The organism is Edwardsiella sp. A.80236 (assembly GCF_044540725.1).
Taxonomy (GTDB): Bacteria; Pseudomonadota; Gammaproteobacteria; order Enterobacterales; family Enterobacteriaceae; genus Edwardsiella; species Edwardsiella tarda.
The window spans coordinates 97,824-120,704 of record NZ_JBIUCY010000007.1 but is presented as its reverse complement, the minus strand read 5'-3'; the positions used below and the strand labels follow the sequence as shown (position 1 = coordinate 120,704).

The 22,881-nt window shown below is 58.0% G+C and carries 20 protein-coding genes; 11 read left to right on the top strand and 9 right to left on the bottom strand.

What is annotated here, in order from left to right; all coding sequences use genetic code 11:
- Positions 1-399: 399 nt before the first annotated feature.
- The 5 genes from caiD to caiT form a co-directional block, all read right to left on the bottom strand.
- Positions 400-1,185 (bottom strand): crotonobetainyl-CoA hydratase, encoded by a 786-nt coding sequence (gene caiD, locus ACEQFP_RS08310; RefSeq protein WP_005295256.1) that lies wholly within the window; start codon positions 1,183-1,185, stop codon positions 400-402.
- Positions 1,186-1,286: 101 nt separating this feature from the next.
- Complete coding sequence (gene caiC, locus ACEQFP_RS08305) at positions 1,287-2,846, bottom strand: crotonobetaine/carnitine-CoA ligase (protein WP_005289186.1); 1,560 nt, start codon at positions 2,844-2,846, stop codon at positions 1,287-1,289.
- Between the two features lie 68 nt (positions 2,847-2,914).
- On the bottom strand, positions 2,915-4,135 hold the full coding sequence (gene caiB, locus ACEQFP_RS08300) for an L-carnitine CoA-transferase (RefSeq protein ID WP_005295253.1): 1,221 nt from the start codon (positions 4,133-4,135) through the stop codon (positions 2,915-2,917).
- Between the two features lie 101 nt (positions 4,136-4,236).
- On the bottom strand, positions 4,237-5,379 hold the full coding sequence (caiA, locus tag ACEQFP_RS08295; protein WP_370547247.1) for a crotonobetainyl-CoA dehydrogenase: 1,143 nt from the start codon (positions 5,377-5,379) through the stop codon (positions 4,237-4,239).
- Positions 5,380-5,410: 31 nt separating this feature from the next.
- Entirely contained in the window at positions 5,411-6,934 is a 1,524-nt protein-coding gene (gene caiT / locus ACEQFP_RS08290) for an L-carnitine/gamma-butyrobetaine antiporter (RefSeq protein ID WP_005295250.1), read from the bottom strand.
- A 666-nt stretch (positions 6,935-7,600) separates the two neighbouring features.
- On the opposite strand from caiT, the gene fixA reads away from it, so the two are divergent.
- The 5 genes from fixA (at position 7,601) to ACEQFP_RS08265 (ending at position 12,402) form a co-directional block, all read left to right on the top strand.
- Entirely contained in the window at positions 7,601-8,374 is a 774-nt protein-coding gene (gene fixA, locus ACEQFP_RS08285; RefSeq protein ID WP_005289203.1) for a putative electron transfer flavoprotein FixA, read from the top strand.
- Between the two features lie 11 nt (positions 8,375-8,385).
- A complete protein-coding gene (locus ACEQFP_RS08280) occupies positions 8,386-9,327 on the top strand; it encodes an electron transfer flavoprotein subunit alpha (RefSeq protein WP_005295246.1) in 942 nt (313 codons plus the stop codon).
- A 58-nt stretch (positions 9,328-9,385) separates the two neighbouring features.
- Complete coding sequence (fixC, locus tag ACEQFP_RS08275) at positions 9,386-10,678, top strand: FAD-dependent oxidoreductase FixC (protein ID WP_005295244.1); 1,293 nt, start codon at positions 9,386-9,388, stop codon at positions 10,676-10,678.
- Positions 10,675-10,962 (top strand): ferredoxin-like protein FixX, encoded by a 288-nt coding sequence (gene fixX, locus ACEQFP_RS08270; protein ID WP_005289213.1) that lies wholly within the window; start codon positions 10,675-10,677, stop codon positions 10,960-10,962. The genes fixC and fixX overlap by 4 nt, the downstream gene beginning before the upstream one ends.
- A 111-nt stretch (positions 10,963-11,073) precedes the next feature.
- Entirely contained in the window at positions 11,074-12,402 is a 1,329-nt protein-coding gene (locus ACEQFP_RS08265) for an MFS transporter (RefSeq protein WP_005289215.1), read from the top strand.
- A 45-nt stretch (positions 12,403-12,447) separates the two neighbouring features.
- Here ACEQFP_RS08265 and aes read toward each other — a convergent pair whose 3' ends face one another.
- Positions 12,448-13,419: an acetyl esterase gene (aes, locus tag ACEQFP_RS08260; RefSeq protein ID WP_370547246.1), complete on the bottom strand. Its 972-nt coding sequence runs from the start codon at positions 13,417-13,419 to the stop codon at positions 12,448-12,450.
- Positions 13,420-13,878: 459 nt separating this feature from the next.
- Between aes and caiF the strand changes: the two genes are divergently transcribed.
- The 3 genes from caiF (at position 13,879) to modD (ending at position 16,543) form a co-directional block, all read left to right on the top strand.
- On the top strand, positions 13,879-14,325 hold the full coding sequence (gene caiF / locus ACEQFP_RS08255) for a carnitine metabolism transcriptional regulator CaiF (RefSeq protein ID WP_005295240.1): 447 nt from the start codon (positions 13,879-13,881) through the stop codon (positions 14,323-14,325).
- Positions 14,326-14,882: 557 nt separating this feature from the next.
- Complete coding sequence (locus tag ACEQFP_RS08250) at positions 14,883-15,698, top strand: class I SAM-dependent methyltransferase (protein ID WP_047059336.1); 816 nt, start codon at positions 14,883-14,885, stop codon at positions 15,696-15,698.
- Positions 15,695-16,543, top strand: coding sequence for a ModD protein (gene modD, locus ACEQFP_RS08245; protein WP_097364428.1), 849 nt, complete (start codon positions 15,695-15,697; stop codon positions 16,541-16,543). The genes ACEQFP_RS08250 and modD overlap by 4 nt, the downstream gene beginning before the upstream one ends.
- A gap of 45 nt (positions 16,544-16,588) precedes the next feature.
- On the opposite strand, the gene ACEQFP_RS08240 is transcribed toward modD, so the two are convergent.
- Positions 16,589-17,161, bottom strand: coding sequence for an Ail/Lom family outer membrane beta-barrel protein (locus tag ACEQFP_RS08240; RefSeq protein WP_370547245.1), 573 nt, complete (start codon positions 17,159-17,161; stop codon positions 16,589-16,591).
- Between the two features lie 459 nt (positions 17,162-17,620).
- Between ACEQFP_RS08240 and ACEQFP_RS08235 the strand changes: the two genes are divergently transcribed.
- Together ACEQFP_RS08235 and ACEQFP_RS08230 are read left to right on the top strand one after the other, a co-directional pair.
- Positions 17,621-18,070, top strand: a complete 450-nt coding sequence (locus ACEQFP_RS08235) for a hypothetical protein (protein ID WP_068871765.1) — start codon at positions 17,621-17,623, stop codon at positions 18,068-18,070.
- 283 nt (positions 18,071-18,353) lie between these two features.
- On the top strand, positions 18,354-18,815 hold the full coding sequence (locus ACEQFP_RS08230) for a DUF302 domain-containing protein (protein ID WP_005295233.1): 462 nt from the start codon (positions 18,354-18,356) through the stop codon (positions 18,813-18,815).
- Between the two features lie 12 nt (positions 18,816-18,827).
- Here the strand turns inward: ACEQFP_RS08230 and ACEQFP_RS08225 are convergent, their stop codons facing one another.
- Together ACEQFP_RS08225 and ACEQFP_RS08220 are read right to left on the bottom strand one after the other, a co-directional pair.
- Entirely contained in the window at positions 18,828-19,463 is a 636-nt protein-coding gene (locus ACEQFP_RS08225; RefSeq protein WP_005289243.1) for a ParB/RepB/Spo0J family partition protein, read from the bottom strand.
- A 1-nt stretch (position 19,464) separates the two neighbouring features.
- Positions 19,465-20,676, bottom strand: coding sequence for a phosphoadenosine phosphosulfate reductase (locus tag ACEQFP_RS08220; RefSeq protein ID WP_370547244.1), 1,212 nt, complete (start codon positions 20,674-20,676; stop codon positions 19,465-19,467).
- 322 nt (positions 20,677-20,998) lie between these two features.
- On the opposite strand from ACEQFP_RS08220, the gene ACEQFP_RS08215 reads away from it, so the two are divergent.
- Positions 20,999-22,879, top strand: coding sequence for a potassium transporter Kup (locus ACEQFP_RS08215; protein ID WP_035601548.1), 1,881 nt, complete (start codon positions 20,999-21,001; stop codon positions 22,877-22,879).
- Positions 22,880-22,881 lie beyond the last annotated feature (2 nt).

The following is a 22,881-nucleotide window of genomic DNA, read 5'->3' as shown; positions in this document are numbered from 1 at the left end:
GAAAATAACACCCTTTATCGATCATGCATCGACCTATCCGAGTAGGGACAAGGAGATCAAATGGATAGCATCAACATCAAGGGGTGTGGCGCATGCAAGCCTCGCCGTTAGCGTAGCATCTCTCGCCTTTCCGACGGATAACAGCGCCGCGGGAAATCGCTGGCCAGCGATATTTCCCACGTGACACGTGGATAAGGCGAAATAAGAAGGGGAAGTTCGGCGGATCGTAAAAAATTTATTAATCGTTAAATATTTTTTTAATTAAGGCATGGAGACGGCGATGTTACGGATGCCTCACTCGCCGCCTGGCGACGTATCACGCCCATGTCGGGCGCCGATATGCGACGCCCCGCCGCGCTAGGCTATCCCGCCGCACTGGGCGGCGGGATGTGGCCGGGATTAACGCCCCTTCCAGACCGGTGCGCGTTTTTCGGCGAAGGCCTGCGGCCCTTCCAGCGCATCCTCGGAGTGCAATACCGCCGGGTAATGCTTCAACACGCCGCTACGCGTCAGACGGTAGCCCTCTTCCACCGACAGCTCGGCGGTGGCACGGAAGATCTCCTTCAACGCCGCCAATGCCAACGGTGCGCTCTCAGCCACCTGCTGCGCCAACTCGCGCGCCGTCGCCAACAGTTGATCGCTAGGCACCACCTGATTCACGATCCCCCAACGCAGCGCCTCTTCGGCCTCCATACGGCGCCCGGTCATCATCAGCTCACAGGCGATCGCCGGCGGGAGACACTTCGGCAGGCGTAGCATGCCGCCGCTATCCGGTACGATGCCCAGCTTGGCTTCCGGCAGGGCGAAACAGGCGTTTTCGGCGCAGACGATCATATCGGCCGCCAACGCCAGCTCAAAACCGCCGCCGAAGGCATAGCCGTTCACCGCCGCGATCACCGGCTTATCCAGATCGAACAGCTCCGTCAGGCCGGCGAAACCGCCCGGGCCAAAGTCAGCGTCTGGCGCCTCACCCTCGGCTGCCGCCTTCAAATCCCAACCGGCGGAGAAGAAACGCTCGCCAGCCCCGGTGATGATGGCGACCCGCAGCGTCGGATCGTCACGAAAGGCGATAAACGCCTCGCCCATCGCCAGGCTGGTCTTGGCGTCGATGGCGTTGGCCTTGGGGCGGTTTAGCGTAATTTCCAGAATTGCGCCGTTGCGTTCTATCTGTAATGACTCGCTCATCCTCATTCTCCATTCCGATTTTAACAGGGTTATCGCACCGGCTCTCTGCCCTGGAGTCGAGGCGGGAGATCGTCTCCCGCGACACGCGACTCCGATGCGGCCTAACATAAACTTTTCTTAATCACCTTGCCCGAACAGCTGCGCGGTAGGCTGTCGCGGATCTCCAAGAAGGAGGGCACCTTAAACTTGGCCATGCGCGTCTCGCAGAAGGCGAAGAACGCCTCTTCGCTCAGCGTCTCGCCGGGGTTGAGTACGACCACCGCCTTGATCGCCTCGTCGCGCAGTGAGTCTTTCAACCCGACCACCGCCACATCCATGATCTTGGGATGGGTCGCCAGGATGTTCTCGATCTCCACACAGGACACGTTCTCGCCACAGCGTTTGATCATGTTGCAGCTGCGATCCACGAAGTAGAAAAAACCCTCGTCGTCGCAGTAGGCGTAGTCGCCGGTGCGTAGCCAGCCATCGGCGTGCAGCACCCGCGCCGTCTCCTGCGGCAGGCCGTAGTACTCCTTAAACAAGGTCTTGCCAGGAATACCCCGGACCCATAGCTCGCCGGTCTCGCCGACGCCTAACGCCTGGCCTTCCGGCGCGCGGATCGCCGCCTCGTAGCCCATTCCGACCCGTCCGATGGAGGGCCAGCGCCGCTTGTCGCCGGGGCGATCACCGATCAGGCCGACGATCGTTTCCGTCATGCCATAGGAGGTCAACAGCCGCACGCCAAAGCGTTGCACGAAGGCCTCCATCTCCTGGTTAGAGAGGTTGAGGTAGAACAGCACCTCTCGCAGGCAGTGATTACGCTCCCAGGGCATCACGGGCTGCATCATCAATGTCTTGATCATCAGCGGAATACATTCGGTCAACGTCGCACGATACTTACAGACCTGCCCCCAGAAGGCGCGCGCACTGTACTTCTCCAGCAACACCAACGTTGCCCCGGCGCTGAAGGTCGCCATCGCCACGGTACATTGGCAATCGATGTGGTAGGCGGGCATCGCCGTCAGGTAAACGTCATCGGCGCGTAACGCGCACTGCCAGGCGGTGTAGTAACCGGCAAACAGCAGATTGTAGTGGGTTATCACCACCCCTTTCGGTGCCGACGTGGTACCGGAGGTAAACAGGATCTCCGCGGTATCCAGCGCGTTGAGCGCCGGGGCATGCAGTAGCTGGGGCGGCTGTTGCGCTAACAGCCTCGGGAAATCCCAGCGCCCATCGGCGGGCAGAGTCGCGCGGTCGCCGTCGATCAGCAGGATCGTCTGCAAGGGGGAGTCTGCCTCCTGACGCAAGCGCGCATAGACGGGATAGGCGGCCTGGCTGGTCACCACCAGCCGGGCATCACACTGGGCGATGATAAAGGCGCACTCATCATGTAGCAGATTGGCGTTGATCGGTACCGCCACCGCGCCGATCTTCGCCAGGCCAAACCAGCAGAAGATAAACTCGGCGCAGTTATTCAGATGTAACGCCACCCGCTGACCCGGCTCGACGCCCAGGGTGAGAAACAGGTTGGCCGTGCGGTTGATCTCATCGTTCAGCCGCGCATAGCTGTAACTGCGCGCCTCGCCGCGTAGATCTTCGACGATCAGCGCGATCTTCTGCCCATGCATCTGCGCCAGATCATCCCACGCCTGACGCAGATTTCGTTCCCCTATCATGTCCATACACTACCGCCCTTGCCCGTCACCCGCCGCCGCCCGCTTACCGCAGGCGACGACGCTCACGGCTTATCTTACTTGCTGGTCTTGGCCAGTCCCTTCTCGACCAGCGCGTCGATCGCCGCCTGGTCATAGCCGATGCTGTTCAGGATCGCCGCGGTATCCATGCCGTGATTCGGCATGCCGCGCCAGATCTGGCCGGGGTTGTTCTTGAACTTCGGCATCACGTTCGGTCCCTTGCAGGTATGACCGTCGATGGCCTGCCAGGTGGTGATGGATTCGCGCGCTACGTACTGCGGGTTACTCTCCAACTCATCCACGTTCAGCACCTTAGCGCAGGCGATCTTCAACTCGGCGAAGCGTGCTTGCACCTCGGCGATGGTGTGCTGCGCCAGCCAGGCGTCCAGCTTCTCTTCCACCAGCTCGCCATGCGGGCATTCGATGCGGTGGATCAACTGGGTACCCTCCGGGATCTCAGGGGTATCCAGCAGATGAGCCAGGCCGATGTCGCCAAACAGCTCGCGGATCTGGTTGATACCCACCAGCTCCATCACGATGTAGCCATCGCTACAACGATAGAGACCGCAACCGGCGTAGTAGGGATCTTTGCCCTTGGTCATCCGCGGGCACATCTCGCCACCGTTGAAGTAGTCCATCATGAAGTACTGGCCCATGCGCAGCATCACTTCATACATCGCCACGTCGATGCTTTCGCCGACGCCGGTCTGCTGTGCCTTGTACAGGGCGGCCAGGGCGGCGGTGGTCACCGTCATACCGGAGAAATAGTCGGCGGTATACGGGAAGGCGGGCATCGGCTGATCCTTATCGCCGTTCTGGATCAGATAACCGCTGAAGGCCTGGGCGATGGTGTTATAGGCGGCCAGGTTGGTGTACTCCGGCGAGCCATACTGGCCAAAGCCGGACAGGTGAGCGATCACCAGTTTCTTGTTACGTTCCCACAGCACCTCGTCGGTGATGCCGCGGCGGGCGAAGGCCGGGCCCTTGCTGGCCTCGATGAAGATATCGGTGGTCTCCATCAGGCGCAGGAAGGCTTCACGCCCCTCGTCCTTGAAAATGTTCAGCGACAGCGCATGCAGGTTGCGGCGCGACAGCTGCGGATAGTTGGGTTGTACTCGGATGGTGTCGGCGTAGGCGACGTTCTCGATCCAAATGACTTCCGCCCCCCACTCGGCAAACATTTGCCCGGCAAAGGGACCGGCGATCTCGATGCCGGAAAATACGACGCGTAGGCCAGAAAGCGGACCAAATTTGGGCATGGACAGACAGTCAGACATAGCATGATCCTTCTTTTGCAAAATCAGCGGGCCCGAGGGCGGAGCCTCCGCTCCGGGCATCATGGCGGAGAGACGGCCGCCGTGGCGGCCGTCGTTGGCGTTTAGCGATACTGTTTCAGTACCGCGCGCCCCAGAGTCAGGATCTGCATCTCATCGGAGCCGCCAGAGACGCGGTCCACACGCAGATCGCGCCAGAAGCGGGTGATGCGGTGATCGCCGGCGATCCCTACCCCACCCAGGACTTGCATCGCGCTATCCACGACTTCGAAGGACGCATTGGCGCAAAAGTACTTACACATCGCCGCATCGCCGGACGTCATCAGGCCGTTGTCGCTCTTCCATGCCGCTTCCAACAGCATGTTTTTCATCGAGTTCAACTTGATGGCCATGTGGGCGAACTTCTCTTGGATCAGCTGGAAGCGGCCGATGGTTTCACCGAACTGCACACGCTGGTTGGCGTAGCGGGCCGCATCTTCGAAGGCGCACATCGCGGTGCCGTAGTTCGTCAGGGCAACCAGGAAGCGCTCGTGGTCAAACTCCTCCTTCACGCGGTTAAAACCGTTGCCTTCGCTGCCGAACAGATCCTTCTCTTCCAGCTCGACGTTGTCGAACACCACTTCGCAGCAGCTGTCCATACGCAGACCCAGCTTCTCCAGCTTGTTGACCTTGATGCCCGGCAGGCTCATGTCGACAAACCACTCGGAATAGATGGCCTTATCCGGTGACGCGCCATCGCGTGCCATCACCACCAGGTAGGGGGTGTAGGCGCTACTGGTGATGAAGCACTTGCTACCGTTGAGGTAGACCTTGCCGTTCTTACGGGTGTAGGTGGTTTGCAGGCTACCCACGTCGGACCCCGCACCCGGCTCGGTGATCGCCGAGTTCCACATCTGCTTACCGGTACCGCGGAAGGCCATGATGCGGTCGATCTGCTCCGGAGTCCCTTCACGCAGTACGGTGTTGAAGCCGCCCGGCAGTTGATACAGCACATAGGTCGGCGCGCCCAGACGTCCCAGTTCCATCCAGACCGCGGCCAGGGTCACGAAGCCGGCGTCCAAGCCGCCCTGATCTTCCGGCAGCAGCAGTGAGTCGATGCCCATATCCGCCAAAGCCTTGACGAAACGTTCGGGATACTCGCTGTTGCGATCGCACTCGGCGAAGTAGGCTTCCCAGTTTTCCTGCGCCATCAAATCGCGAATCCCGGCAACGAACAGTTCCTGTTCGTCAGTCAGTGTAAAATCCATGTGTCAGACCTCTTGGTTGGCAGTTAACGGTTTAATATTTCCAGTACGTGGACTTGGCATCTTTCAAGAAAGATATTGTTATCAATATATTGACAAAGAACAGTGGGCAACCGCCGGCGATAATCGCCGTCTGAATCGGCTTCAGTCCGCCCAGTGCCAGCAGGATGATGCCGATGATGCCGACCAGCACCGACCAGCCCACGCGTACCCAAATCGGGGGTTCTTGATAGCCACTGGCCTCTTTACAGGTCGACATAGCCAGGGTGTAGGAGCAGGCGTTGATCAGCGTTACGGTGGCGATGAAGCAGAGAATGAAGAACGCCCACATCGTCGCCGTACTCATCGGCAGCGCGGCCCAGGTCTCGATGATGGCGCGTGCCACCCCGTGCGACTCGATGGTCTTCGGCAGATCGATCACGCTGTTGTTCATCAGCGACAGGGTGTTACTCCCCAGGATGGTCCACAGCAACCAGGTGGAGGCGGTCAGGCCACCGACCATCCCCAGGCACAGCTGGCGCACGGTACGTCCCTTGGAGATACGAGCCAGGAAGATACACATCTGAATGCCGTAGACGATCCACCATGCCCAGTAGAACACGGTCCAGGCCTGCGGGAAGCCGCTCTTACCGACCGCGTCGGTGTAGAACAGCATGCGGCCGACGTTCATCAGCAGCACCCCGATAGAATCGGTGAAGTAGTTCACGGTGAAGCTGGTCGCACCGATGATCAACACCCACGCCAGGATGATGATGCTCAGGTAGTTACGCACATCACTGGCGACCTTGACCCCCTTCTGCAGACCGAAGGCGACGCACACGGCGTTAAACACGATCCAGCAGCAGATGATCAACGCATCCAGTTCCAGCGTATGCGGCACACCGAACAGATACTGGATACACTCGGTCACCAACGGCGTCGCCAGACCCAGACTGGTCCCCATCGCCAGGATCAGCGCCACCAGGTACAGGTTATCCACCACGACGCCGAACAGGCCGTTACAACGCTTCTCTCCCATCAGGGCGACCAGGGTGCCGCTGGGGCGTACCACACTGATCTTACGGACAAACAAGAAGTAACCGAAGGCCACCGCCAGGAAGCTGTAGGTCGCCCATGGCAACGGTCCCCAGTGGAACAGGCTATAGGCCAAGCCCATCTCTTTAGCGGCGTTGGAGAACGGCGTCAGGCCGAAGGGCGGCGTGGCGACGTAGTAATAGATCTCGATGGAGCCCCAGAACAATACCGCCGCCGATGTACAGGAGGCGAACATCATGAAGATCCAGCTGACGGTGCTGAACTCCGGCGCCTCATCCCCCAGGCGACGCTGGGCAAAGGGCCCAAAGATCAGCCAAAACCATCCCCCCAACATCACCACCATGTACCATTCGAATGCCCAACCCCATGTGTAGGTGATGTAATTAAATACCGAGTTAATCACCGCATTGGAGGCATCCAGGTCACGGATAGTGAGATAACAAAGTAACGCGACAATAATCAGTGAAGGGAAAAAGACTTTCGGCTCTATCCCTGTTTTCCGTTTGCTATTTTCTGTCTGCATTTGCGTTTCTTCCCCTCATAGCAAGGCCTGGCCCGCCATGACCACGTTAAGTGTAAAGGTTCTGAATAAGCCACGTTAGCGCAGATATAACTCGGCGTAGCGCGACATGAGTCTCTCTATTATTTGAGATAAAAAAGCAATTGATTACCAAATTACCAATATTACATTTCTCAACGCAGCTTATCCTGCGCGGTAAGCGAGAGCGAATGATTAATGTGTGATTATAATGAAATTGGACCGTTCAATAATCTGTGATCTTAATCAAATTATTTCTCTGGTTGCTCGCCACGCCTGATGTTCACCACAGAATAGAGCGAGTTAATGACTAAAATAACTTAATTAAAAACAACTAGTTACGTGAAAATCGGAGGTGATGAACGTAATGCAAACGCAATGTAACACCTTCAATATTGGTGATCTAGGTATTATTTTGGCATTTTGAATCATGGTATTTCTATTGGCGTCAGAATGATTTCAGCACCAGGATACGCGATGAAGGAATATTAAATTACACCGACTCTATTTGCCGCCGATTTATTTATAGAACAGGTTAAAGGTATTTAACAAGCCTATTACCAAAATATAATTTAATTTTTCTTCCCGGTCTGCTGCCTGATTCTGGACAGTAGCGTCGTACCCCAATTTATATTGCCTAGCGGAGAAGTGATGAAAATTATCGCATGTTATAAACTCATCCCCGAAGAGCAGGATATCACGGTAAACAGTGATGGCTCCCTGAACCTCAGTAAGGCGGATGCCAAAATCAGTCAGTTCGATCTTAATGCGATTGAAGCGGCCAACGCCTTAAAACAGCAGAATAGCGATATTCATATCGTCGCCATGAGCGTCGGCGGCGACGCCCTGAACAACGCCAAGGCACGTAAAGATGTGCTGTCACGCGGCCCGGACGAGCTGATTGCCGTGACGGAAGCCGGCCTAGAGAAAAGCCTACCGCATCAGACCGCCAGCCTGCTGGCCGCGGCGGCACGTAAGAGCGGCTTCGACCTGATCCTGTGCGGCGACGGTTCCGCCGACCTCTACGCCCAGCAGGTCGGTCTGCTGTTAGGCGACGCACTCGGCGTACCGGCGATCAATGGCGTCAGCCGGATTCTGGCGCTCGGCACCGATCACATCGAGGTAGAGCGCACCCTGGAAGATGAGATCGAAACCCTCACCCTGCCGTTGCCGGCCGTCATCGCCGTCTCGACCGACATCAACGCGCCGCAGATCCCGTCGATGAAAGCCATCCTCGGCGCCGCCAAGAAGCCAGCGCAGACCTGGGCATGCGCCGATCTCGACGCGGGCGATGTGCAATCCTACACCACCCTGCTCAGCGTCCAGGCGCCGCAGCAGAAGGCGCGTGCGCGGGTGATCATCGAAGGGGACGGCGAAGAACAGATCGCCGAGTTTGCAGAACAGTTGCGCAAAATCGTGCGTTAATGGGGAATAACATGAGCAAATATGCAACCGTATGGGTATTCAGTGACAACCAATCACGCCTGGCTGAAGTGATCGGCGGCGCCCGCGCATTGGGCGAGAACGTGCAAGCCGTTGTCCAGGGCGAAGCGCAGGCCGCGCAGGCCTTCCGCCTCGGTGCCGACGCCGTCCACGATCTCGGTTCGCTCCCCGCCGAGCGCATCGTCGAGTCCTATGCCGATACCCTGGCGCACGCCATTCGTAGTCACGGCGATCGCGCCCTGGTCCTACTGCCCGCCACCCGTCGCGGCAAGGCGCTGGCAGCCCGTCTCGGTGCTCGCCTGCAAGCCGGTGTCGTCAATGACGCCAGCGATGTCGCCCTGGACGACGGCCAACCGGTCGCCACGCACATGGTGTACGGTGGCCTGGCACTAGGTAAAGAGCGTATCGATACCCCCTATGCCGTGATCACCCTGGCCAGCGGCGCCTTCGCCGCCGCCGAAGAAGATGCCACCCGTAGCGGCAGCGCCAGTGCGCTAGCCTTCGTCGCCCCGGCCAAGGAGATCGCCTGCGTCTCCCGCCGCGCGAAACAGGGAGAAAGCGTCGATCTGGGCAAAGCCCGTTGGGTCGTCAGCGTCGGACGCGGCATCGGCAGCCAGCAGAATATCGCACTGGCGCAAGCCTTCAGCGACGCCATCGGCGCCGAACTGGGTTGTTCACGCCCGGTTGCCGAGAACGAGAAGTGGATGGAGCGCGAACGCTACGTCGGCATCTCCGGCATCATGATCAAGCCGGAACTGTATCTGGCGCTGGGCATCTCCGGCCAGATCCAACACATGGTCGGTGCCAATGGCGCCCAGACCATCATGGCGATCAACAAGGATAAGAACGCCCCGATCTTCCAGTATGCCGACTATGGCATCGTCGGGGATCTGACCAAGATCGTCCCCGCCCTGACCGAGGCCCTGAAACGCTAGCCCTCTGACCGGCGCCCCTGATGGCGCGCCGGTCGCTTTACCTGCTACTGGAGACACCATGTCTGAAGATGCATTTGACGCCATTATCGTCGGCGCAGGTCTGGCCGGCTGCGTCGCCGCCCTGGTGCTGGCGCGTGCCGGCGCCAACGTCCTGGTGATCGAGCGCGGCAACTACGCCGGCGCGAAAAACGTCACCGGCGGTCGTCTGTACGCCCACTCCCTGGAGCGCATCATCCCGGGCTTCGCCGAACAGGCCCCCGTAGAACGCCGCATTACTCACGAGAAGATCTCATTCCTCACCGCCGATAGCGCCGTCACCCTGGATTATCACAATGGCCGAGAGGGCGAAGCCAACGCCGCCTCCTATTCGGTATTGCGCGGTAAATTCGATACCTGGCTGATGGAGCAGGCCGAAGCGGCCGGCGCCCAGTTCATCCCCGGCATCCGCGTCGATCGGCTGATCCAACGCGATGGCCGCGTCGTTGGCGTCGAGGCCGATGGCGACGAGCTGGAGGCGAACGTGGTGATCCTAGCCGAAGGGGTCAACGCCCTACTGGCCGAGCAGATCGGCATGGTACAACCGCGCGTAGCGGCCAAGAACGTCGCCGTGGGGGTGAAAGAGCTGATTGAGCTGCCGCGTGAGCTCCTAGAGGCCCGCTTCGCCCTCCAGGGGAACGACGGTACCGCCTGGCTGTTCGCCGGCACCCCCTCCGACGGCCTGATGGGCGGCGGCTTCCTCTACACCAACGGCGACTCGCTCTCGCTCGGCATCGTCTGTGGCCTGCACCACATTGAGCAGGCGGGCAAATCGATCCCGCAGATGTTGGAAGACTTCAAACAACACCCGACGGTGCGCCCGCTGATCGAAGGCGGTAAGACCGTCGAGTACGCCGCCCATGTGGTTCCCGAGGCCGGTATCAACATGCAACCGAAACTGGTGGCCGATGGGGTGCTGCTGGCGGGCGACGCGGCGGGGATGTGCCTCAACCTCGGCTTTACCATCCGCGGCATGGATCTGGCGATCGCCTCCGGCGAAGCGGCGGCGCAGGCCGTCCTGGCGGCACGCGAGAAGCAAGACTTTAGCGCCGCCGGACTGGCCGATTACCCCCGTCTGCTGGAGAGCCTGCCGGTGATGAAGGAGCTGCGCCACTACCGCAAGGTGCCGGAGATGATGGATAACCCGCGCATGTTCACGCAGTACCCGCAGCTGGCCGCCGACATTATGTCCGCGCTGTTTACCGTCGATGGCCGCCCCCCGCAGCCGCTGCGTAAGACCCTGCTGCAACACTGCAAACAGGTCGGCTACCTGAATCTGCTGAAAGACGGCATTAAAGGAGTGACAGCACTATGAGTGAACCCGTTAACGTCGATGTCAAACTGGGCATCAATAAGTTCCATGTCGATGAGGGGCATCCGCATATCGTCATCCGCGAGCACCCCAACATGGCCGCCTTGCGCACCCTGACCCTGGCCTGCCCGGCGGGGTTATATAAGCTGCAGGACGATGGCAGCGTCCAGTTCGACTATGCCGGCTGTCTGGAGTGCGGCACCTGCCGCATCCTGGGTGTCGATGACGTGCTGGAACAATGGAACTACCCACGCGGCACCTTCGGTGTCGAATACCGCTACGGCTAACCTCTCGACGGAGACGGGTCCCCCCGTCTCCGTCGCATAATCACAATAACGCACCTGCCGGCCCCCCGCCACGGCGGGGATTGCATCGCAACCTTTATAGATACCAGGATTATGGAACAGCATAAAAGATTCGATGACATCAGTTTTACGCCGGTGCACCGCAAGATCATGCTGTGGGGGAGCGGCGGCCCGTTCCTCGATGGCTACGTACTGGTGATCATCGGCATCGCCTTAGAGCAGCTGACACCGCTGCTGCAACTGGATGCCAACTGGATAGGCTTAGTCGGCGCCGCCACCCTGGTCGGCCTGTTCATCGGTACCTCGCTATTCGGCTATATTGCCGACCGCGTCGGCCGCCGCCTGATGTTTCTGATCGACATCATCGCCATCGGGGTGATCTCCGCCGCCACCATGTTCGTCAGTTCACCACTGGAGTTGGTGATCCTGCGTTTCCTGATCGGCATCGTCATCGGCGCCGACTACCCCATCGCCACCTCGATGATCGCCGAATTCTCCTCCACCAAGCAGCGCGCCTTCACCATGGGATTCATCGCCGCGATGTGGTACATCGGTGCCACCGCCGCCGATCTGGTCGGCTACCTGCTGTATGACGTGGAAAACGGCTGGCGTTGGATGCTGGGGAGCGCCATCATCCCCTGTATCGTCATCTTACTGGGGCGGGTCGAGTTGCCGGAGTCGCCACGCTGGTTGATCCGCAAGGGACGCCATGCCGAATGCCAGGCGCTGATGATTAAACTGTTCGGCCAACCGGTCTCCTTCGACGACGAGACGCAGCAAGAGACACGCTACCGCGACATCTTCAGCCGGCGTCACCTCTCCTCGATCCTGTTCGTCGCCCTGATCTGGACCTGTCAGGTGATCCCCATGTTCGCCATCTACACCTTTGGCCCGCAGATCGTCACCCTCCTGGGACTCGAGCAGGGGCGCGAGGCGGTACTGGGCAACGTGGTGATCAGCCTGTTCTTCATGTTGGGCTGCCTACCGGCCATGTATTGGCTGAACAGTATCGGACGCCGCCCACTGTTGATCGGCAGTTTCGCCGTCATGACCCTGGCGTTACTGATGTTAGGCCTGATCGATCAGCCGGGTATTCTCTTGATCGTCAGCGCCTTCGCCCTGTATGCCTTCTTCTCTGGCGGCCCGGGTATTCTACAATGGCTCTATCCTAACGAACTGTTCCCCACCGCCATTCGCGCCTCGGCGGTCGGTGCCGCCATGTCACTGAGCCGCATCGGCACCGTCGTCTCGACCTATGCCCTGCCACTGTTCATGCAGCAACACGGCATCTCCGCCACCATGCTGGTCGGCGCGGGGATCTCGCTGGTCGGCCTGTTAGTGTCGGTGATGATGGCGCCGGAAACGCGCGGCCTGACGCTGGAAGAGACCAGCCAGATGAGCTTGCGCCGCAGCCGAGGTTAACCCCGGCGCGACAAACGGGTTGCCCTTGGGCAACCCGTTCTGCCGTTAGGCGATCGGCAACTGGCGGTAAAAATAGTCGGCGCCATCACGCAGCGCCTGATCGGCGGACGCCATCATGCGCGAATAGTGCAGGAAGGCATGCAGCACCCCAGGATAGATGTGATAGCTGCACGGTTGCTGATGCTCACGCAAGGTCTGATACAACGCCGCACTGTCATCCAGCAGCGGATCGAACTCCGCCCCAGCGATAAAGCAAGGTGGAATATCGTGAGTTAATTCATTGTTAAAAATGCAGTAATAGGGAGACTCCCGCGCCGCTTCATTCGGTAGGTAAGCCTGCTCATAGCTGAGCAGATCCGCCTGAGTCAAGCCATCCCAAACGCCACCATACAGGCGACGCGTGGCGGAATCCTGCAAGCCGTACAATCCGTAATAGAGCAACACGCCACGGACGTCGCCGCAGTCGATGCAATGATCGCGCAACCACAAAACCGTCGCCATGGCCAGCATGGCACCGGCCGAGTCCCCGGCAAAACCGATATGGGTCATCGGCAGATCGTAGTCGGCGGCATGCTGATGAAAGAAACGACATACCGCGACACTCTCCTCGATCGCCTGTGGGAAACGTGCCTCGGGTGAGAGGGTATAATCGATGCCCACCACGGCGCAGTGACTATAATCCGCTAATAGACGCATAATCCGATCATGGGTATCAAGATTACCCAAAATAAAACCGCCGCCATGCAGGTAAAAGATCACTGCCCGCACCGGGTGATGCGGATAATAGATTCGCGTGGCAACGGAACCATAAGGCGTCGCCACCGAGAGCGATTCACAGCGCGCCATTTCGGCCCCACCCTGATTCCAATATTGTCGCTCTTGAATATAGGCCTGACGCATCGAAGAATAATCCGAGCAAGCTGGCTCTTGCGTTGCATTATCCTGTTGAAACTGCAAAACACGTTGCATCTCCGCGGAAACCCGCTGGAGAACATTCACTTTATTGTTCGCCTTCATTATACCCTCCAGATAAGATAGGGATTATTTTATGGCATAATAAAATAGGTTCTGTGAGCCATGACATAAGCATAAAAATTCATAATAAATAATAGCATAGCAACAGAAGCGACAAGAGGAAGACACTAATCATCACCATCGCTGATGTGCGCAGCAATAATATTCAATCTCAAAATTACTCGGCTAACGGCAACGATATCGGCAACACCGCCACATGCTAAATTACGTAAATCAAACCTAGATAAAACATTAAATTAACAATGCGTCATAGACGACACTTTCCCCAAAAATAATAAAAATTTCATTGTTAATAGTAGGAGAGCTTAGGTATATTCAAAATATCCATGGCCGAGGGTAAGCCAACCATGAATATATCGATAAGGGCGGCTAATCATATTCTACCTTAAGCCACAGAATATTGTTAAATGGATTAACCATTCTGGTTAAATGGGTGAAAATATGTGTACAGAGTATGCTCAGGAACCTTTATATCTGTCGGTTGCCCGTTGGGTGATGCAACAGCAACGTTGGGTCAGTGCCCGCGAAATCGCCCAGCAGTTCGACCTTTCTACCTGTAAGGCCATCAACACCGTCTCCTATATTCTTTCCGGCGTGGAAGAGATCACCTGCCAGACCAAGACCGTCCCTAATCAACTCGAAGGGCGCGGCTGCCAGTGTCAACGCTTGATTCAGGTCACGCATATCGATGAGCTGATCGCCACGCGTATTCGTAATGCAATCAATATGGAGAATGAGGAGAGTCCCAGCGTCAGTGAAGCAATGGCACGCCAGGAGGCTCAGGCCGATGCGGAAGCGGTAGCTCGCATGGCGATCCGTGTTCCTCCCGATGAATTAAACCGCGAACAGAAATGGCAGTGGATGCTTTCCAAGGCCCAGCGTAAATAACCGCGAGTCGAATGAGTTTACCCATCCGTACTCTCTACCCCGCTACCGACGCCCAGAAGGTAGCCGCGCGCATGGGTACGGACGGGTAATCATCCGACAGGATAAAGCGCCTCTCGGCGGCGTGGGAATAATAATCGGTAACGCCGCGTAGCGTGCCGTCAACCCCTCCTGTTAGTACCGTTATACAATATATTAGCGGCCGCACGGTATATTTATTTTATTTGTAATTATCCGTTTTCTTCTCCATCTAATGGCGATAAACCGGCCTGCGTCACACCGCCGATACATCCCCCTCTCCGTACCGTTTTCTGCTCGACGACAGCGACCATAACAGGGCAAAGTACACCCCAATGGCCCCTTTTCTTCTCTAAAAAGCCACCGTTTTCACAGGCGTGAGCGCCGAGTCTTTTCTCCCGTGGCGATTCGATCCACGCTATTTACCGGTATAACGCTTGACGCCGTAGCGACATCTTTCCAATATATAAAACAATATATAACGTATGCCGACGCGTATGCCGTGCCACAGACAACGCCGCGGCCCCACAAGGAGAAGGGTAATGCTAATCGATGAGATTGACTTCGCCGCACTCTATCGCCAACAGTTGGCGCTGGCGCAGCGTACTCCGAAGTCGCCGGAACATTGGGATCGCCGCGCCCAGGCCATGTCGGTCACCTGCGCCGCCCCCAACGATCCCTACCTACAACAACTGACGGCGGCGATCGATCTGCATCAGGCAGAGACACTCTTGGACGTCGGCTGCGGCCCCGGCAGTGTCTGCCTGGCGCTCGCCCCTCACCTACGCCAGGTGTATGGCTTGGACTACAGCCAAGGGATGCTGGCGGTGGCCGCCCAGCGCGCCAGCCATCAAGGGATCGAGAATGCCACCCTGCTACGACGCGCCTGGGAAGATCCCTGGGACGATATTCCACGCTGCGACATCGCCGTCGCCTCACGCTCAACCTTGGTAGACGATCTGCGTCCGGCGCTGGCCAAACTCAATCAGTATGCCCGCTTAGCGGTCTATACCACCCACCCGGTCAGCGGCAGCTTCGTCGACGGCGAGATCTTGCGCGCCATCGGCCGCCCGGTGCGCGAGCTACCCAACTACATCTACGCCGTCAACATCCTCTACCAAATGGGGATCCATGCCACGGTCAGCTTTATCCGAGCGCCCGCCTGCCAGCAATTCACCGAGTCGGCCGCCCAGTTCGCCGATGCCTTGAGTATCGCGCTTGGTGACGTCAGCGCCGACGAGCGCCAGGCACTGGAAGCCTACTACCGTCACTGCCGTCTACACGGACGCACCCCGGCCGGCGCGCTACGCGACTGGGCATTGATCGCCTGGCAGCCCCTCGCCGAGGAGGGCGTATGATCTTTATCAGCGATAGTCAGTTGGATGCCTGGCTACAAGAAGATATTCAGGGAGGCGACATCACCACCCGTGCGCTGGGCATCGGCGATCGGCGTGGAGAGATACGCTTCTATCACCGCCAGGGGGGCTGCGTCAGCGCCATCACCCTGGCTTGCCGCCTGCTCGCCCGTCTCGGTCTAGCGGCGACCCCCGCCGTCAACGACGGGGACACCGTCGAGCCTGGCGCCCTGCTGTTACAGGCGCGAGGTTCTGCCAGCGCATTACATCAAGGCTGGAAGGCGTGCCAAAATCTCTTGGAGTGGAGTTGTGGGGTGAGCGATTACACCGCACGCATGGTCGCCATCCTGCGGCGCTATCAGCCCGATGGTCAGATCGCCTGCACTCGTAAGTCGGTGCCGGGGACTCGGCTGGCCGTGATGCAAGCCGTACTCGATGGCGGTGCCATCCTGCATCGAGCAGGCTGCGGGGAGACCGTGCTACTGTTCGCCAACCATCGCCGTTTCTGGCCCGATCCCGACGACTGGCAAGGCATGGTGTCGCGCCTACGTCGTCAGGCGCCCGAGAAATGCATCATCGTCGAGGCGGACACGCCCGATGAGGCCCGGGCGGCACTGTATGCCCAACCCGATATTCTGCAACTGGATAAGTTCACCCCCGAGCAAGCGCTGGCGACCCGCCGCTTGGCCGACGATCTGGCCCCCGCTTGCCGCCTATCACTGGCGGGAGGAATCAACCTCAAGAGTGTCGAGAGCATGGCGCAATGTGGTATCGGCTTATTGGTCACCTCGGCGCCCTATCATGCCGCGCCGGCCGATATCAAAGTCCGGCTATTGCCCGATGCCTGACCGGCCCCTGGCGGGTGGCGTGACGCCGCCCGCCGTCACGGTCGCTTAGAAACGGTAGCCAACGCCCAGGTTGAAGCCGTTGATGCTGTGCTTACTGCCACCCAGATCGACCCGAGAGCCTTCATAGCCGATATCTACGCTCCAATTAGCCAACGGATTGATCTGCACGCCGGCGCCGTACATCACCGCGCCCTTGCTACGCGATTCCTGGAGGCTGCCTTCTTGATAGCTGCCGAACGAGACCTCGCGCCACGTACTCGATACCGTGGTCTTATTGACGTTAACGCCGACCAAACCATAGAGGCTAACGGTGTCACTGATGCGCCAGGCCGGGCCCGCGGCCAGAGAATAATATTTTACATCGCCATTACCACAGGAATAATCCAGCCCCGCCTTATCTTCGAATGACTTACTGCCACTCATATAGGTAAACGAGGTCATCAGACTCAAGGGAGAGTCCCACTCATAACGGTACTTCAGATTGACCCCGGCAATATTTTTAAAGTCGGCGACCTTCGCCTGGGCATAGCCCAAGGAAACAGTCTGCGCATCGGCCATGGCCGGTGCTGTGATACCCATGGTGATCAACAGAGATAATGCACGCCAGCGTGTTTTCATTATGGTTATTCCTGAAACAGAGTAACGAGTCAAAATAGGATGAGCGCGGAGCGTCAACCCCGTGCTAAAAAACATATTAGATACAGCCTGTTAATCATTACTGGCGGCACAGAGGCCGTGCCGGGACGATCGCCCAGAGCCAGCGTATTACGCACACGCTCTGCCGCCGTAATGCCGCTACCATAGCTCCAGAAAAATATACCAAGGCTAAACGAAAGCGTACCTTCAGCGACGTTCTCAGCCTAATTAGGAATAGACTGAAAGCTCACATCGATTTTGCCGAAGGAATAGCTCGACATAACTTTATTTGTATTGCAAATGAATCTTTACCCTAAATAGCGACATTAAGAATAATACCAAACTATTTAAAATCGCTTGATCTCAAAATTGAAGAATGAATAATAGCCGACCTGCTAGGACAGGGCATAATAAATAACTAACGAGAAATAGGTAGACACAATGAAAAATACCACGCGGGGTAAGATCCTCTTTAGCATTAGCGCCACATTGCTGCTGGCGGCTTGTAGCGACATGAGCATGCATCCCTATGCCGCCTACGGGACACCGGTCGACGTCATCGCACCGGCGGGACGCTATAGCGAGTGGCACACGGATAGCCGCAGCCACACCACCGGAGACAGCCAGACTCAGTCACAAGGAAATTGTACTCAGAGCGAGGATAGCCAATACCATGATAATGGCTTCACGCGTACACGCCAGAGCAACTGTAATACCCATAGCCAAACCCACAGCAGCAGCACCACGAAAACGCGCTCCAGCAGCGTTGGCTTCAGCGTCGGCGGCCCTATCGGCGCCAGCCTGGGATTGGTCAAGCAGATGGAGTCGATGAACCACCCACAGGACAACGGCATGGGAAGTCATGACATGTTCAAAGAGTTCGGCTTCTAAGCCTCTGGTGCCGCAGGCCTCCTCCTCGGCGCCAGCCGCAAGATAATTTCGGACCGGCCACGCGCACCCGCCATCCGACGGCGGGGCGCGCCCCTGCACATCTCACCATGCCGCACCACCAACAACCGCGACGCGCGATACACGGCGTAATTCGCCGTGCGAACGGCCAGCGAGAGGTGACGATAAAGACGCGCAGACAAGGGGGTGAGACGCCGAGGCAATCGCCGGATTGGCGCGGCGTTTTATGCTAACGATCCTGTTTCTATCGTCAGAGGAGACTATGATGATCGCACGTACCCTGTTCTTACTGGCGCTATGCCTGCCGTTTATCGTCCGCGCCGCCGCCCCGCAAGGAGATGAGATGACCCTGAGCCAGATCAGTCCCTATGACTTCGCGCAAACCCGCCAACGCCTATTGACCGCCCTCCAGGCTCGCCAGCTCACCCTCTTCGCCGAACTGGATCACGCCGCCGCCGCCCAACAAAATGGACTCACCATGCCGCCGACCACGGTATTGGTGTTCGGCAATCCCAAGGGGGGCACACCCCTGATGTTAGCGCACCCCTCCCTGGCGCTGGATCTGCCTTATCGAGTCCTGATCGCCCGCCAGGAGGATGGCCGCGTCCGAGTCAGCTACCCCGATAGCCGTAGCTACGCCCGCCATGGCCTCACCCCCGACGAACTGGCACAGATGGCCAAGATGCCCGCCGTGGTTCAGGCCGCCTTGCAACCCGACACGCACTAAAGCACAGGGCGACTACAGCACGGTCCACGCCTGGCTGTAGTCGCCCTCACTGAACAATTCACTCAACCCGCTGATCTGTTTGAGGCGTAACACCTCGTCGGCATCCATGCCCAACTCCTCGCCGATGCGCGCCTCACTCCACCCCAAACGATGCAAATCACGCACGATGTCCGACATTGAGGCGATCTGATGCTTACCCCGGGCACGATTGTGACGAATGGTGGCCGCGATGCGCGCCGCCTCGTCGGCACGCTCCATCGGCAATTGCGCCACCGGCAGATAACCCTGCAGCCGCTGACGCAGCGCCGCCTTCTTGCTCCCCAGCAGGTAGCGGTGAAAGCCATCTACCACCACATAACTCGCCGCGCTCCCCTGCTGCACCACCACGATCGGCTGGGTATAGCCATCCGACGTTAGCGAGCGCAGCAATAGGCGCTTCTCCACCGGCGCCATCACGTTGGGGTTATAGTCATTGGCCTCAACCTGTTCCGCCGCCACCCATAACACACAATCCACCGGCTCGGCGGCGAAGGGACTGTGGCGGTGTAGCCGTAACCGTAAACGATTGATCAGCGCGGTGCGCTGTGCCAGATCCGGCTGGGACTCCAGCAGGGTATCGATAGCCTGCTCTAACGCGTCTAGGTCCATCTCAGATAATCTCCCATTGATGGCGCTTGGCCTGAATACGCTTGACATAACGCTCATAGGATTGCGGCCGGTTGGGACTAAAGGAGAGTGATCGACACCAAAAATCATTCTTGATCATCGTCTTGCAGATACGACGCCAAGAGGGAATATCTTTGGCTCCCAGATCCTTCTCCTGGCTATCGGGAATATCCTGCGGATAACCGTGCGCCTGATACCAACGCAGATAGATGGCGATCTTATTGCGGTAGTGCTCCGCCGTCTTCTGCGGCATGCTGGCCAGCAGGTGGTGCGCATAACTCTTCCAGCTATGGTGTGCGGGCTTGCTGATCTGGCGATTCAAGGCGTAAAACTCACCGCTCTGATTCGCATAGAGGGCACCGCTGTTGGCCCCGGCCACCCGCAAGCAGGCGCGGCTCCACGTCTCCGGCTCCAGCACATGGTACAGCCATAACCCCTTGCGCTGCTCCGGGCCGAACGGCTCGCAGATACGCATCTGGCGCAGCGGCACCCCGGCGCGATACATCAGGTCATATAAGGGGTTATAAGGTAGACGCTGCTGCGCATTAAAGCGCCAGATATCGCTAGCCTTCCAGTCATACAACGGATAGGCGGTATAATAGAAACCATCGGGTGAGGCGGTGGTCCAGGGTTTATCCTCGGCGTAACGCAACTTACTGCGCGAGGCGACCGCCATAAAACGGTTCAGCGATTCATCGGCACGGATCCCCACCAGCGTCACCATGCTCTTACGCTGCGACAGCCAGAGGGAGAAATCGACGACAAAACTTTCGAAGGTGATCCCCGGATAATAAAAGGGGAAATAGGCCGGATCACTAATCGCATCGGCCGGTGGCTGGCGCACCCATTCGACATCCGGTTGCCAACAGACCCACTCCGTCTCATGTTGCGAGACGCCGCTGACCGTGGTCAGCGGCAGCGCCACCCAAAAGAAACGCTCGACCACATCGCGGTAACGGTCGCGCATCTGTGCCACATGTTGAATGGTGTAATTAAACTGTACCTCCCAGTCGATAAAGAGCACGAAGAAACGACGTTTTTTCTGCCGCGCCACCTCGGCGGCGATATGCAGCAACACCGTCGAATCCTTCCCCCCGGAAAAAGAGAGGCAGATACGTGGAAAGGTATTAAATATCCAAAGCATCCGTGAATAAGCTGCGACAAACACATTCTCAGGCAACGGGATCTTTTTCATATTTTCTACAGTGTTATCAATATAGCCAATTATTAAAATAAGTAACACACTTAACAGAATTAATATTCTTAAAACTTACCGCCATCCTATACCAGCTTTTTTATGGCAAAGAGCAAATCAGATCACACTTTATTTCCCATGGCCAATTAACATATAAATATCAGAAATATATAAAGTGAAATAAATCATTTCTCAGATATGACTCATTATTTATTTCTTACATTGATAGCCAGACGAATAACAATATCTATCAATTGCAGCCACATCGCCGAAATCCCCTATGCTATACTATGTAAATCAAGTAATTATAAGGAGATCGATAATGTCCGAGCGTATGGATGCGGACGCATCGAACGGCAAGCGTCTGCCGATCCTGGTATTTGGTGCGCTGGGCATCGTCTTCGGCGACATTGGCACCAGCCCACTGTATACCCTGAAAACGGTTCTCACCCTGGCCGGTAATCCCCACTCCCCCACGATGGTCCTGGGCCTCCTCTCCTTGGTGTTCTGGACCTTGGTGATCATCACCTCCCTCAAGTATGCGCTCTGCGTGATGCGCATCGACAACCACGGCGAAGGGGGAATTCTGGCACTGATGTCGTTATTGGTGCGCCACAAGCATTCACGCCCGGCCATCGTGACCGCAGCCCTACTCGGCGCGGCGCTGATCTATGGCGATGGTGCCATCACCCCCGCCATCTCGGTGCTCTCGGCGCTGGAGGGGTTAAACCTGGTGATGCCGGAGCTTAACCCCTATATTCTACCGGCGACCGTGGTGATCCTGGTGGTGCTGTTCGCCTTGCAACACTTGGGCACCGCCAAGATCAGCAAGCTGTTCGCCCCCATCATGACGCTCTGGTTTCTCTCCATCGCCGTGCTGGGGATCTGGGGCATCTGCCGCCACCCCGCCGTCTTGCTGGCGCTGAATCCCTACTACGCGGTTCACTTTATGCTAAGCAACGGCATGCTGAGTTTCGTGGTGCTCGGCGGCGTCTTCCTGTGCGTCACCGGGGCGGAGGCGTTATACGCCGACATGGGTCACTTCGGCCGCCGCCCCATCTGGTGCGCCTGGTTCGGCATCGTCTTCCCCAGCCTGCTGCTAAACTACGCCGGTCAGGCGGCGCTGGTCCTGTCCGGCGCCGATCTCAGCCAGAATATCTTCTACCTGCTCTGCCCCTCGCCGCTGGTCCTGCCGTTAGTGGTTCTCGCGACACTGGCGACCATCATCGCCAGCCAGGCGATCATCAGCGGCGCCTTCTCCATGACGCGCCAAGCCATCCAGCTCGGCTGGCTGCCGCGCCTGCAGATCAAGCAGACCACCGAAGAGAGTTATGGACAGATCTACATCGGCAGCATCAACCTGATGCTGATGATCGTCACCCTGTTGTTAGCGATCTTCTTCAAGACCTCCGAGAACCTGGCCTCCGCCTACGGCATCGCCGTGTCGCTGACCATGACCCTGACCTCGTCGTTGCTGTTTATCGCCATGCGGGAAATCTGGCATTGGTCGCTGCCGCGCAGCCTGTGTGCCGCGGGTTTCTTCCTGTGTGTGGATCTGCTCTTCCTCGGCGCCAACCTGACCAAGCTCCTGGACGGCGGCTATATTCCCCTGCTGCTGGCGCTGGCCATCTTCACCCTGATGTTGACTTGGCACCAGGGCGGGGTACTCATCCGGCGTAAGACGCAGGAGCGCATGATCTCGCTCGCCACCTTCCTCAACACCATCGCCGCACAGAACATCCCGCGCGTTCCCGGCACCGCCGTGTTCCTGACCCGCTCGGCGGCAGGGGTACCGTCGGTGATGCGCCTGCATGTGCAGCGTAACGGCTCACTGCACCGCAACGTCCTGCTGCTGACGATTCAGGTCGACAACGTCCCCTACATCGCCGCGCGCGATCGGGTGACGCTGACCCAGATCACCGCCAACCTGTGGCGCTGCACCGCCCACTACGGCTTTATGGAGCACCCCAACATTCCACAGCTGTTGAGCATGCCAGATTTCGATCACTGCGCGATCGACAACGCGGCCCTGACCTATTACATCGGCCACGAGTCGTTGATGCTCAAGGAGCGCAACCGCGCCTTCCCGAACTGGCAGCGTAAGATCTTCCGCGTCATGATGCGCAATAGCGCCCATGTCACCGACTACTACTACCTACCCAGCGATCAGGTGGTCGAACTCAACCGCATCGTGGCGATGTAAGC